Annotated in this window: 13 protein-coding genes; 5 read left to right on the top strand and 8 right to left on the bottom strand. The window is 71.0% G+C overall.

The genetic code is table 11. The features are described 5' to 3' along the window. The first annotated feature begins 93 nt into the window (after positions 1 to 93). Genes ACK4TT_RS09105 through ACK4TT_RS09090 form a run of 4 tightly spaced genes read left to right on the top strand, consistent with a single transcriptional unit; the run spans position 94 to position 5,012 of the window. On the top strand, positions 94 to 450 hold the full coding sequence (locus ACK4TT_RS09105; RefSeq protein WP_410212864.1) for a YciI family protein: 357 nt from the start codon (positions 94 to 96) through the stop codon (positions 448 to 450). Further along, entirely contained in the window at positions 447 to 1,655 is a 1,209-nt protein-coding gene (locus tag ACK4TT_RS09100) for an RNA polymerase sigma factor (RefSeq protein WP_409639510.1), read from the top strand. The genes ACK4TT_RS09105 and ACK4TT_RS09100 overlap by 4 nt, the downstream gene beginning before the upstream one ends. A 40-nt stretch (positions 1,656 to 1,695) precedes the next feature. Further along, positions 1,696 to 3,474: a feruloyl-CoA synthase gene (locus tag ACK4TT_RS09095; RefSeq protein WP_410212863.1), complete on the top strand. Its 1,779-nt coding sequence runs from the start codon at positions 1,696 to 1,698 to the stop codon at positions 3,472 to 3,474. Next, positions 3,471 to 5,012, top strand: coding sequence for an acetolactate synthase large subunit (locus tag ACK4TT_RS09090; protein ID WP_409639516.1), 1,542 nt, complete (start codon positions 3,471 to 3,473; stop codon positions 5,010 to 5,012). Before ACK4TT_RS09095 ends, ACK4TT_RS09090 begins: the two co-directional genes overlap by 4 nt. An 85-nt stretch (positions 5,013 to 5,097) precedes the next feature. Here ACK4TT_RS09090 and ACK4TT_RS09085 read toward each other — a convergent pair whose 3' ends face one another. The 5 genes from ACK4TT_RS09085 to ACK4TT_RS09065 form a co-directional block, all read right to left on the bottom strand. Beyond that, complete coding sequence (locus ACK4TT_RS09085; protein ID WP_409639519.1) at positions 5,098 to 6,408, bottom strand: hypothetical protein; 1,311 nt, start codon at positions 6,406 to 6,408, stop codon at positions 5,098 to 5,100. Positions 6,409 to 6,638: 230 nt separating this feature from the next. Continuing rightward, positions 6,639 to 7,097 (bottom strand): NfeD family protein, encoded by a 459-nt coding sequence (locus ACK4TT_RS09080; RefSeq protein WP_409639522.1) that lies wholly within the window; start codon positions 7,095 to 7,097, stop codon positions 6,639 to 6,641. Between the two features lie 3 nt (positions 7,098 to 7,100). Continuing rightward, the gene (locus ACK4TT_RS09075; RefSeq protein WP_409639525.1) at positions 7,101 to 8,063 is read right to left on the bottom strand and encodes an SPFH domain-containing protein; all 963 of its coding nucleotides are present in this window, start codon (positions 8,061 to 8,063) and stop codon (positions 7,101 to 7,103) included. Positions 8,064 to 8,139: 76 nt separating this feature from the next. Further along, complete coding sequence (locus tag ACK4TT_RS09070; protein ID WP_410212862.1) at positions 8,140 to 8,475, bottom strand: hypothetical protein; 336 nt, start codon at positions 8,473 to 8,475, stop codon at positions 8,140 to 8,142. A 16-nt stretch (positions 8,476 to 8,491) separates the two neighbouring features. Further along, positions 8,492 to 8,824 (bottom strand): hypothetical protein, encoded by a 333-nt coding sequence (locus ACK4TT_RS09065; RefSeq protein WP_409639531.1) that lies wholly within the window; start codon positions 8,822 to 8,824, stop codon positions 8,492 to 8,494. A gap of 125 nt (positions 8,825 to 8,949) precedes the next feature. Between ACK4TT_RS09065 and ACK4TT_RS09060 the strand changes: the two genes are divergently transcribed. Beyond that, entirely contained in the window at positions 8,950 to 9,501 is a 552-nt protein-coding gene (locus ACK4TT_RS09060) for a hypothetical protein (protein WP_409639534.1), read from the top strand. A 4-nt stretch (positions 9,502 to 9,505) separates the two neighbouring features. On the opposite strand, the gene ACK4TT_RS09055 is transcribed toward ACK4TT_RS09060, so the two are convergent. The 3 genes from ACK4TT_RS09055 to yaaA all read right to left on the bottom strand — a co-directional run bounded on the left by ACK4TT_RS09055 (position 9,506) and on the right by yaaA (position 12,339). Further along, positions 9,506 to 10,489, bottom strand: a complete 984-nt coding sequence (locus tag ACK4TT_RS09055; RefSeq protein WP_409639537.1) for an NAD(P)H-dependent flavin oxidoreductase — start codon at positions 10,487 to 10,489, stop codon at positions 9,506 to 9,508. Positions 10,490 to 10,738: 249 nt separating this feature from the next. After that, positions 10,739 to 11,536 (bottom strand): 3-hydroxybutyrate dehydrogenase, encoded by a 798-nt coding sequence (locus tag ACK4TT_RS09050; protein WP_409639540.1) that lies wholly within the window; start codon positions 11,534 to 11,536, stop codon positions 10,739 to 10,741. Between the two features lie 2 nt (positions 11,537 to 11,538). Beyond that, positions 11,539 to 12,339, bottom strand: a complete 801-nt coding sequence (gene yaaA / locus ACK4TT_RS09045) for a peroxide stress protein YaaA (RefSeq protein WP_410212861.1) — start codon at positions 12,337 to 12,339, stop codon at positions 11,539 to 11,541. Between the last annotated feature and the right edge of the window lie 41 nt (positions 12,340 to 12,380).

Here is a 12,380-nt window from a genome sequence, read left to right as displayed (position 1 = left end):
CAAAACCCCCTGTCGAATCCGGCGGCCGCCGCGCGTCTCCCCGGTGACGCACGCCTCCGCGTCGCGCAATCCTAACCGCAAAGGAACATCGCCATGCAGTACATGATCCTGATCTACGAACCCGCCGGCGCCTATGCCGGGCCGGAGGGCCGAACCGTCCTGGAGGAGGTGGTGGCCAAGCACCGCGCGCTCGCCGCCGAGCTCACCGCCCAGGGCGTCCAGAAGGGCGGCGCGGGCCTGCAGGGGGTCGAGACCGCCACAACGCTCGTCAAGGGCCGCGACGGCGACACCCTGCACGACGGCCCCTTCGCCGAGACGCGCGAACATCTCGGCGGCTATTACCTCATCGACGTCCCGGACCTGGACGCCGCCCTCGCCATGGCCCGCCGCGTGCCCGGCGTGGCGGGAACGAAGATCGAGGTCCGGCCCCTGATCGTCCACGATCAGTGAGCCGCTTCGGTCCGCTGATCCAGGCGGCGCGGCCTCGCGTGGTGGCCGCGCTCGCCGCGCGCCTTCGGGACCTGGACCTGGCCGAGGACGCCTTTTCCGAGGCCTGCGCAGCGGCGCTGACGGCCTGGCCGAACGAGGCTCCGCGCGACCCGGCCGCCTGGCTGTGGCGCGCGGCGCTGCGGCGGGCCCTCGACGCCCGGCGGCGAGCGGCGGTGCGCGAGCGCGCCGTTCTCGATCCGCCCGCCCCGAACCCCACGCCCGAGGAGGCGTTGATGGCCCAGGAGCCCATTCCCGACGAGCGGCTCAGGCTGATCTTCGTCTGCTGCCATCCCGCGCTGGCGGCGGACGCCCGGGCGGCCCTGACGCTGAAGGTGGTCTGCGGCCTCTCCACGGAGCGGCTCGCGCGGGCCTTCTTCTGCGCCGAGCCCGCCATGCTCCAGCGGATCACCCGGGCCAAGAAGAAGATCGGAGCGGCGGGCGTGCCGTTCGAGGTTCCCGGCCCCGCCGCCTGGCCCGACCGGCTGGAGGCGGTGCTGACCACGCTGGAGGTGGCCTACGCCCAGGCCTACGAGGACGCCGCGCTGGCCGGCGAGACGGCCGGCTTCGCCGACGAAGTCCTGCGGCTGTCGGGCCTCCTGGTCGAGCTCATGCCGGAGGAACCGGAGGCGCTGGGGCTCGCCGCCCTGGTCCGCTTCGCCGAGGCCCGCCGCCCGGCGCGGCTGGACGATGGTGGCGCCATGGTCCCGCCCGAGCGGCAGGACGTCGGGCTCTGGCGGGCGGACCTGATCGCCGACGGCGCGGCCCTGCTGGATCAGGCGGCGCGGGCGGGACGCAGCGGGCCGCGGCAGATCCTGGCGACGATCCACGCCAGCCACTGCGCCCGGATCGAGGGCCGCCCGACCCCGTGGGCCGACATCGCGCGGCTCTACGAGGCGCTGATGGCCGTCCGCCCGAGCGCGGCGACGGCGGTGAACCGGGCGGTGGCCGTCGGCGAGGCGCGCGGCGCGGCGGCGGGTCTGGCGGCCCTGGCCGGCGTCGAGGGCGTGGCCGGCTGGTTGCCCTATCAGGCGGCGCGGGCGCACCTTTGCGGGCTGGCGGGCCGCGACGGCGAGGCGGCGGAGGCCCTGCGGATGGCGCTGAAGCTCGGGCCCGCGCCCGCCGAACGGCTATACCTTGAGCAGCGCCTCCGCACGCTTGAAGGCTAGGCACTCGACTTCCCCCACGTCGCCTCGTAACCGATGGGGCATGGACGCCGAGCTACGCACCTCCACCGCGCCTTTCCGGGACCCGCGCTATGCGCCGCGGCGGTTGGACATCGACCGCCGCCCCGGCGGCGAGTTGGTGCTGACCAATCCGACCCCCTTCTCGACCGAGCACCAGACGACGGTCTCGGCGCTGGACCTCTGGGCCGCCAAGGCTCCGGACCGCGTGTGGCTGGCCGAACGCTCGGGTCAGGGCTGGCGGACGCTGACCTTCGGCGAGGCGCGAGAGCAGGTGGCGGCCCTGGCCGGCGGCCTGCGCGGGGTGGATGTCGTGGGGGAGCGCCCACTGCTGATCCTGGCCCGCAACGGGATCGACCACGCCCTGATCACCTACGCGGCCATGAGCCAGGGGATGCCCGTGGCGCCGGTCTCGCCGCAGTACGGCCTGCCGGGCGCGAACCTGACCCGGCTGGTCCACGCGGTCGAGATCCTGAAGCCCGCCGCCGTCTACACCGAGGACGCGGCGCTCTTCGCCGACGGCCTCTCGGCGGACATCCTGACCGGCCTGCCGGTGATCGCCGCCCGGAACGCGCGTGCCGGCGACATCGCTTTGGAAAGCCTGATGAGCGGCCCGGCCGCGGCCTTCGCCGCCCGGCCTGAGGACCACGCCAAGTACCTGCTGACCTCCGGCTCCACGGGCCTGCCCAAGGCGGTGATCGGCACGCACCGGAACATCAGCCTGAACGCCGCCCAGATCGCCGCCTGCTTCGACGACCCCGACCCGCCGGTGATGCTGCATTCCGCGCCCTGGAGCCACAGCCTGGGCGCCAACGCCATCCTGCACATGAGCCTGCACCGGGGCGGGACGCTCTACATCGACGCCGGCCAGCCCACCGCCGCCCGGTTCGGCGAGACCCTGCGCAACCTGCGCGAGATCCAGCCCACCTACATGAACATGGTGCCCGCCGGCTGGATGCTGCTGGTGGACGAGCTGGAGGCCGACGAGGCCCTGGCCCGCAACTTCTTCGCCCGGATGCGGCTCCTGCAGTACGGCGGCGCAGCCCTGGGCCAGACGGTGGCCGACCGCATCCAGGCCGTGGCCGTCCGCACCGTCGGTGAGAAGATCAGCTTCGCCAGCGGCTATGGCGCCACCGAAACCGGTCCCACGGCCTGCAACGTCCACTGGGTGAACGATCGCATGGGGATGATCGGCCTGCCGCTGCCGGGCACCTCGGTGCGCCTGGTTCCCGAGGCCGGCAAGCTCGACTTCCGGGTGAAGGGCCCGCAGGTGACGCCCGGCTACCTGGGCCGGCCGGACCTCTCGGCCGCGGCCTTCGACGACGAGGGCTTCTACCGGCTGGGCGACGCGGCCCGCTTCGTGGACCCGGACGATCCGCGAAAGGGCATGATCTTCGATGGCCGCCTCTCCGAGAACTTCAAGCTGGCGTCCGGCACCTTCGTGACGGTGGGCGACCTGCGCATCCGCGCCATCGGGGCCATCGGCGGGGCGGTGACCGATGCGGTGGTCTGCGGCGAGGGCCGGGAGGCGCTGGGCCTGCTGCTCTATCCGAACCCGAACCTGGCCCAGGCCGAGATCCTCAAGGCGGTGCGCGAGGGGCTCGCCCGTTTCAACGCCGAGGCGAAGGGTTCGGGCGGCCGGATCGCCCGCGCCGTCCTCCTGCCCGAACCGCCCGACCCCCATTCGGGCGAGATCACCGACAAGGGCTACATCGCCCAGAGCCTCGCCCGCGCGAAGCACGCCGCCGCCGTCGAGCGGCTGTTCGCCGATCCCTGCCCTCCCGACGTGATGGACTTCGCATGAACGGCGCCGACGCCCTGATCTCGACCCTGGTGGCCAACGAGGTCACCGCCTGCTTCGCCAATCCCGGCACCAGCGAGATGCAGTTCGTGGCCGCCCTGGACGGCGTGCCGCAGATGCGCCCGGTGCTCTGCCTGTTCGAGGGCGTGGCGACGGGGGCGGCCGACGGCTACGGCCGGATCGCCGACCGCCCCGCCTGCACCCTGCTGCACCTGGGTCCCGGCTACGGCAACGGCGTGGCCAACCTGCACAATGCGCGGCGCGCCTTCACGCCCATCGTCAACGTGGTCGGCGACCACGCCACCTACCACCGCCAGTACGACGCGCCGCTGAACTCCGACATAGCCACCCTGGTGAAGCCCAACTCGATCTGGGTGAAGTCGGCCGATGCGCCGGACCAGGTCTCGGCTCTGGCCGCCGAGGCGGTGGCCGCCAGCTACGGTCCGCCCGGCGGACCGGTCAGCCTGATCCTGCCCGCTGACTCGGCATGGCTGGAGGCCAAGGGCGGGCCTGTGATCGCCCAGAAGCCGGTGCGGCCCGCGCCCTCGGGCGAGGCGGTGGACGCCGCCGCGCGCGCCCTGAGGGCCGCCAGGAAGCCCGTCGTGCTGTTGGGCAACCAGGCCTGCCGGGCCGAGGCGCTGAAGGAAGCCGCGCGGCTCGAAGCGGCCGGGATCACCGTCTATTCCGATACCTTCGTTCCGCGCCAGCGGCGCGGCGCCGGGACCTTCCTGCCGAAGAAGATGCAGTATTTCGGCGAGATGGCGCTGTCCGAGCTGGAGGGCGTGGACCTGATGGTCCTTGTCGGCACGGCCATGCCGGTGGCCTTCTTCGCCTATCCGAACCGGCCCAGCGTCCTGGTCCCTGAAGGCTGCGAGACGCTGACGCTGGCCGAGCGGTCGGAGGATTCCGTGGTCGGCCTCGCGGCCCTGGCCGATGCGCTGGGCGCGCCGAAGGAAGGCCCGGTCCAGCCGCTTGTCCTGCCCGACGCCGCGCCCACGGGCGGTCTCAACGCCTATTTCGCCGGCGCCTCGATCGCCCGCCACATGCCCGAGGACGCCATCGTCTGCGACGACGCGGTGACCTCGGGCACCGGCGTGGCCGTGGGGACGGCGACCGCGCGGCCGCACGACCTCCTGGCGCTGACGGGTGGGGCGATCGGCATCGGCCTGCCGCTGGCCGTCGGCGCCGCGGTGGCCGCGCCCGACCGCAAGGTGATCTCGCTGAACGGCGACGGGGCGGCGATGTACACGGTCCAGGCGCTGTGGACGATGGCGCGCGAGAACCTCGACGTGACCACCGTCGTCTTCGCCAACAACACCTACCGCATCCTCAACGTCGAGATGACCCGGACCGGCGCGGGCCAGGCCGGACCCGCGGCCGCGCGGCTGCTGGACCTGGGCGATCCCGCGATCGACTGGGTTTCGATGGCCAAGGCCATGGGCATCCCGGCCGTGCGCTGCACGACCGCCGAGGAGTTCGACAAGGCCTTCGCCGACGCCGTGGCCCAGAGGGGCCCGATGTTCATCGAGGCGGTGATCTAGTTCCCTTCCCGCCACGGCGGGAGAGTAAAGAAAAAGGCCCGCGGATCGCTCCGCGGGCCTTCTCCTTGTCGACCTGTCGGCCGTCTTACTTGTTGCCAGGCAGCGTGCAGTTGCCGGCGAAGGCGCAGCCGGTGGCGCCGATGGCGGTCACCTTGGGCTGGGCTTGGTACTCGATCACATAGCCCTTGAGGCCGTCGGCGCAGGCCACTTCCACGAAGGTGGTGTCCTTCGCCGTCTTGCCGACCACGCGCGAGTTGGAGACCTCGCAGGAGTTGTAGTTGAACTTCTTCAGGTCGGCCGTGAGGAACTTGTAGCCGGGATCCTTGCTGAGCGAGCACTTGTAGCCCGACACCGGGGCCCGGCCGCAGTCGACCACCTGGCTGCCCTGGCCCGAGGCCTTGAACATGCCGATGGCGCCCGTGCCGTCCTTGCAGACCAGCTCCACGACTTCCTCGCCCGGACGGGGCGGGAAGAGGGCGTAGCGCTCGACGTCGCAGGTCGAGCCCGCCGCCTTGGCGAGCTTGGTGTAGAGCGCCGCCTGCTCGGTCGCCGCCTGACGGGCGTCGGTCAGGGTGCAGCCGCCCAGGATCGCGGTGGCCTTGGCGCAGTCGTAGGTCTCGGCCAGCTGGCCGTTCAGGCCGACCTTGTAGATGTAGCCCTTGCCGTCCTGGCACGAGGCTTCGAAGAAGGTCGAGTTGTCCTTAGAGGCGCCGACGAAGCGGCGGTCCTTGATGGCGCAGTTGTTGGTGGCGGCCAGCTTGTCCACGATCGCGAGGCGCGCGGCCTTGTCGCTCAGCGTGCACTTAATGTTGGTCTCGGCCTCATCGTACAGCAGGCAGTTCTGCGGCTGGGCGGGCTTGGCCGGGTCGAGCGGCGCGCTGGCGGCCAGCACGTAGCCCGTGCCGCCCTGGCAGGCGACTTCCACGTAGGTGTTCGACTTGGTCTGGCCGATGCCGCGCACCTGCTCGGGCACGCAGGCCACGCCCGCCTTCTCCATCATCGGGCCGATGGCGGCCTTCGGGTCGGCGTTGCCGGGCAGCATGCAAGGCGCGGCCGGCGGCTTGCCGGGCTCGGGCGGCGTGTTGGCCTCGATGCAGCTGAACACGGTGGGCGCGCCCTCGGCCGGGGCCTGGAGCACATAGCCCATGCCGCCCGTCGCGCAGGCGATCTCGAAGTAGGCGGTCTTGGACTTCTTGTCCTCGCCGATCAGACGGGCGTCCGACACCTGGCAGCCCAGGCCGGCCGCCTGGGCGATGGCCGGGGCGCGTTCCATGCCGGCCTTGCGGGCGGCGGCCGGGATCTCGGCCGACTTCTTGCCCTGCGACACGGCCGCGGCGGGAACCATGACAAGGGCCGCCAGCGCCGCCACAAGCCCGATTGCTCTGGGCGTCTTCACCTTCGCTTCTCCTGGGGTGATTCTTGTTGGGGGTGATTCTTGTTGGGAGTGATTCTTGTTGGGAGTGATTTTTGTTGGGGGGTGATTTTGTTTGGGCGCACATAAGCGGCGCCAGACCTTCGGGGTCAAGCTGCCCGCCGATCCGGGCCGAAGTGTGACGGTGTTCCAGCCGTTGCGGGCCGGCGTGACACCTGTTTCCGCTTGGAAACAGGGAACGGCGTTACGCTAGATCAGGCGCGGCGCACCGTCAGGCTGACGCCCGTGACGCCCACGACCTCGACGCTGGCTCCCGCCTCAAGGCGCTCGCCGTCCTGTAGTTCGGCAGGCCATTCCTTGCCGTCGATGAACACGCGGCCCGCGCGGCCCTTGAAGGCGTGGACCGCGGCCCCCCGACGCCCGACAAGCCGCTGGATGTTGTCGTTGATGTCCCCGCCGTGCGCCGGCAGGGACCTCGGCAGATAGCGCCGGGCCAGCAGGGTCGAGGCCATGGTCAGCACCGCGAAGACCAGGATGGCCGTCGTCAGCGACAGGTCGCCCATGGCGGTGGCGATGGCCACCGCCCCGGCCGAGGCCGCCGCCCACAGGAGCCAGCCGGAGCCCGTCATGATCTCCACGGCGAGCAGGCCAGCGCCCAACGCCACCCAGAGCCAGAAGGGCTGGGCCGCGTAGATGTCGCCCAGGTAGTCCATGGGTCAGCCTCCCGTCGCCGGAACCGCCCCGCCGCGTCCGCGCGGCGCGCGCGGGGGCGGCTCGGCGTTCACGGCCTTGACCAGTTCGGCCACGCCGGCCACCGAGCCCACAAGGGCGCCCATCTCGGCCGGCACGATGACCGTCTTCTGCTGCGGGCTCGCCGCCAGTTGGGCGAACGCGTCCACGTACTTCTGGGCCACGAAGTAGTTGATGGCGTTCACGTCGCCCCGCGCGATGGCGGTCGAGACCATCTCGGTGGCCTTGGCCTCCGCCTCCGCCTCCCGCTCGCGGGCCTCGGCGTCGCGGAAGGCCGCCTCCCGTCGCCCCTCGGCCTCCAGGATCGCCGCCTGCTTGGCGCCCTCGGCGCGGGCGATGGCGGCGGACTTCTCACCGTCGGCCTCGGTGATGACGGCGCGCCGCTCGCGCTCGGCCTTCATCTGGCGGGCCATGGCGCTGGTGATGTCCGGCGGCGGCTGGAGGTCCTTGATCTCGATGCGGGCGACCTTCACCCCCCACGGGCCGGTGGCGTGGTCGATCACCTCCAGCAGGCGGGTGTTGATGGCGTCGCGCTGGGACAGCACCTCGTCCAGCTCCATCGAGCCCACGACGGTCCGCAGGTTGGTCATGGCGAGCTGCTGGATGGCGTAATTCAGGTTGTCCACCCGATAGGCGGCCGCCGCGGCGTCCATCACCTGGATGAAGACGATGCCGTCCACCTGGACGAGGGCGTTGTCCTTGGTGATCACCTCCTGGCGCGGAACGTCCAGGACCTGTTCCATCATGTTCACCCGCCGCCCGACGCCTTCCACGAAGGGCGTCAGGAAGCTGATCCCGGGCTTCAGCGTGCGGGTGTAGCGGCCGAACCGTTCGACCGTGTACTCGCGGCCCTGTGGGACGATCTTGATGGCCCCGAAGGCCACCACCACCGCCAGCACGAGAAAGACCGCTGCGACCGTGAGCTCCATCGCTCAACCTCCCCTGACTTCAGGTTGAGCTTAGCGGCGGGCGGCAACTCACGCTACGGAAACCGGACGCCTCCCGTCAGGAGGCGGCCTTGCAGGCGCGGCGGATGTGGGCCGCGAGCTCGTGCAGGCCGGCGTCGACCGCCTTGGCCCTCGCGCCCTCGCAATCGCCCGCCGCCAGCAAGATTTCGAGGCTCTCGTTGAAGGCGCGCGCCTCGCGAGCGCGCTCCGATCGATCGGAGCGCAGGCTGGAGCGCCACATCGAAGGGCAAGCGACCGAGGGCGAGCATCGGTCGAACATCCGCTGGGCCGCCTCGGCCCGGTGGGCCTCCACCTGCTCCTGCCGGGTCTGGGCGATGGCTGGCGGCGCGGCCGCAGCGCTCAGGAGAACGAGAACGCCGAGGACTGCACGCATCGAACCTCCGTTCGTGTCAGCTCTTGCAGGTGCGCCGGATCTGGGCCGCCGCGGCGTGGTAGCCGTTGTCGACGGCGATCTTGCGGGCGTCCTCGCAACGCCCGGCCATGATGGCCTCGTTGATCTGCTGCTCGACCGCCTGACGGTCGCTCTTGTCGCGGTCGCGGCTGCTCTTGCGGGCGAAACTGCCCATGTCGTCCGATTTGGGCGCGAACTTGTCGGCCAGGGTCTCGCGCTTCGTGGCGTCGCAGTTCGCGGCGCTGGACGCCGTGCAGCCCTGCGCCTGGGCCACGGCGGCGGCCGGCAGCGCCAGCGCCAGGAGACCGACCGAAAGAGCGAACGCGCGCATCAGCAACCCCGAGGACTGGACGCCGTGGAGGTTACAGCACTTCAGGTCGCGCCGCCAAGCCGGCGCGCGAACAGGCTGCATCCGCCATGCTCGCGCCCAGATGCTGCGTCTGGTAGCCGTCAGTCATGATCCGCAAGATCCTCGCCCTGACCGCCGCGGCCCTGATGTGCATCGCGGCCGCCCCCGCCCAGAAGGCGGCGTCCCAGAACGCGGCGTCCCAGAAGGCCGCCCCCAAGACCGCCGCGGCTGGCGCCTACGATGCCGGCGATCCCCAGAGCCTCATCGACCTGCTGACGGCGGCAGGCGCCAAGGTCGAGACCAATCGGCGGGAGGAGGATTCGGTGTTCGTGGCCTTCACCACGCCGGTGGTCGACTTCTCGGTCCAGTTCGCGGGATGCAATCCCAATGGCCGGGCCTGCCAGGCCATGCTGTTCGACGCCGTCATGGGACAGGGGGCCCCGACGCTCGCCCAGATCAACGGCTTCAACCAGAGCTCGGTCATCTGCCGCGGCTATCAGGACAAGGGCGGCAAGCCCCACGTCACCTACGCGACGCTAGTCATGGCGGCCGACGGACGAGATCGCGAACGAGCCCATGTCGTCGCCTGGCAAGGTTGCCTCGCCGACTTCGGCGCCTTCGTGAAGGACCCCGCCGGCTACCTCGCTGTCGCCCCCTGAGCCGTCAGGCGTGAGCCATGGACCGGCTGCGCAGCGCCGCCACCCGATCAATGGCGGCCTCCGCCTCGGCGACGATGCTGGCCACGATCTCTCCCGCCGGCCTCACGTCGTGGACGCCGCCGGCCGACTGGCCCATGGCGAAGCACGAGCGGTCCGCGTCCAGGCCCTCGATCTGGCCGCCGATGCCGCCCATCGCATTGTTGCGCATCGAGATCATGGCCTGCATCGGGAAGGGCTGGATATCGGCCGGGCGGCTTTCCCAGTCCTCGACGTAGGAGTTCTTCTTCACCCGCATCGGCTTGCCCGAGTAGCAGCGGGTCCGCACCGTGTCCTCATCCGAGGCCTCGACGATGGTCTGGCGGTACATCTCGCCGGCGTGGGCCTCGACCGAGGCGATGAACCGGGTGCCCATCCAGACGCCGACGGCGCCCAGGCTGAGCGCGGCGGCCAGGCCCCGACCGTCGTAGAGGCCGCCCGCGGCCACCACCGGGATCTTCACCGCCTCGACCGCCTGGGCCACCAGCGGCATGGTGCCGACGAGGCCCGTGTGGCCGCCGCCCTCGCCGCCCTGGCAGATCACCGCGTCGCAGCCGGCCTGCTCGGCCTTCACCGCGTGCTTCACCGCCCCGCAGACGACCATCACCTTCAGCCCGGCCTTCTTCAGCTTCTCCAGGATCGGCATGGGCACGCCCAGGCCCGCCACGAAGCTGGAGGCGCCTTCTTCGATGATCACGTCCACCGAGGCCGTGAGGCTCTCGGGCGAGGCGGCCAGCAGGTCCACGCCGAAGGGCTTGTCCGTCAGCTTGCGCACCAGGCGCATCTGGTCGCGGATGAAGTCCGGCTCCCGGCCGGCCATGCCCAGCACGCCATAGCCTCCGGCGTTCGACACCGCCGCCGCCAGCTCGGCGTAGGAGACGCCGCCCATGCCGGCCAGCATGACGGGGTGGGTCACGCCCAGCAGGTCGCAGAGCTTGGTATGCAGGGTCATGGACGTCCTCCTCCGGCTTTTGCTTGGCAGGATGGCGCCTCAGGTTATCGCTGGAAACCGTGACGCGAGGTCACCCGGCCGGCCGAATGACGGGCAGCCGCTGGAGCTCGCCCGCCAGGAAATCCAGGAAGGTCCTCACCCGCGCAGGCGTAAGGCGCGCGCTGGGGACGACGACCTGCCCGGCGCCGAGCGGGCGTGGCGGCTCCGGCCCGAGCGCGGCTGGCGAGGGCCCGCCGGGATCCGGACAGTCTAGGTCGCGGTCCAGCCGCCGTCGACGGTGAGCGCCGCGCCCGTGGCCGAGGCGCCCATGTCCGACACCAGGTAGAGCAGCATGCCGGCCAGGTGCTCGTACTCCACGAAGGTCTTGTTGGGTTGGGCGGCCAGGATCACGTCCTCGACCACCCGCTCGGGCGCGATGCCGCGGGCCTTGGCCTGGTCGATGATCTGGGCCTCCACGAGGGGCGTCTTCACATAGCCCGGGCAGATGGCGTTGACGGTTATCCCCGTGCGGGCCAGCTCCACCGCGCAGGCCTTGGTGAAACCCACGACGCCGTGCTTGGCGGCGACGTAGGGGGCCTTGAAGGCCGAGGCGACCAGGCCGTGGGCCGAGGCGATGTTGACGATCCGCCCGCGTCCCTGGGCCTTCATCAGCGGCACCGCCGCCTTGGTCGCGTGGAAGGTGGACGACAGGATGACCGAGATCAGCTGGTCCCACTTCTCGTCCGGGAACTCGTCCACCGGGGCCACATGCTGGACGCCGGCGTTGTTCACCAGGATATCGAGGCGGCCGAATTCGTTGTGGGCGTAGGCGATGAGGTCGGCGATCTGGTCGCCCTTGCTCATGTCGGCGCCGTGGTAGCGGACCGCGGCGTTGGTGCGCTTCTGGATGGCCATGCGGTCGGCCTCGATCTTGGCCGGGTCGCCGAAGCCGTTCAGCACGACGTTCACGCCCTGCTCGGCAAGTGCGGTCGCCAAGGCCTGGCCGATGCCGCTGGTGGAGCCGGTGACGACGGCCACCTGGCCTTCGAGGTGATAGTCCACGGCCATGGTCAGGCGTCCTTCCTGGAAGCTTGCGCGGCCGGCGGGGGCTGGGGCCGCGAGAAGGTGAATTCCTCGTCCGTCGAGAGCTCGGGGACGAAGCGATAGCCGTCGGCGTCGAACCCCTTCAGGTCTGCCGCGCGCTCGATGCGGTTGTCGATGGCGTAGCGGGCCATGAGCCCCCGCGCCCGCTTGGCGTAGAACGATATGATCCGGCGCTCCCCGTCCTTCTCCTCCAGGAAACGGCAGGCCAGCACCGGCAGCTTCAGCGCCTTGCGGTCGACCGCCCCGAAATATTCCCCGCTGGCGCAGTTCACCAGGGTCTTGTCCTTATGGCCATGGGCGGCCGCGTTCAGCGCCAGGCTGATCCGTTCGCCCCAGAAATCGTAGAGGCTGGCGCCCCGCCTGGTCTTCAGCCGCGTCCCCATCTCCAGGCGGTAGGGCTGCATGGCGTCGAGGGGGCGGAGCACGCCGTAGAGGCCGGACAGGATCCGCACATGGTCCTGCGCCCAGGCAAGCGCCTTGCGGTCCAGCTCGCGGGCCTTGAGGCCATGATAGACGTCGCCGTTGAAGGCGAAGACCGCCTGCAACCCCTCTTCCGAGGCCGGATCGAAGGCCTGGAACCGCTCCCGGTTCAGCTTGGCCAGGCTGTCGGAGAGCGACATCAGCCGCGCCAGGTCGCGGGCGGTGAGCTTGCGCGTGACCTTGGCCAGCTCGGCCGTCTCTTCGGCAAGCTCCGGCGCCGTGAGCGGCGCCTGCGACGGCGGGTCGGTGAAGTCGAGCGCCTTGGCCGGGGAGAGCACGATGAGCATCGCGGCCCTCTTAAGCGGGACCGCACCGAGCGCCAAGGCCG

Origin of the sequence: Phenylobacterium sp., from assembly GCF_046463815.1 — a bacterium.
In the GTDB taxonomy this organism is placed as follows: Bacteria; Pseudomonadota; Alphaproteobacteria; order Caulobacterales; family Caulobacteraceae; genus Phenylobacterium.
This window is presented reverse-complemented; position numbering and strand designations above follow the sequence as displayed.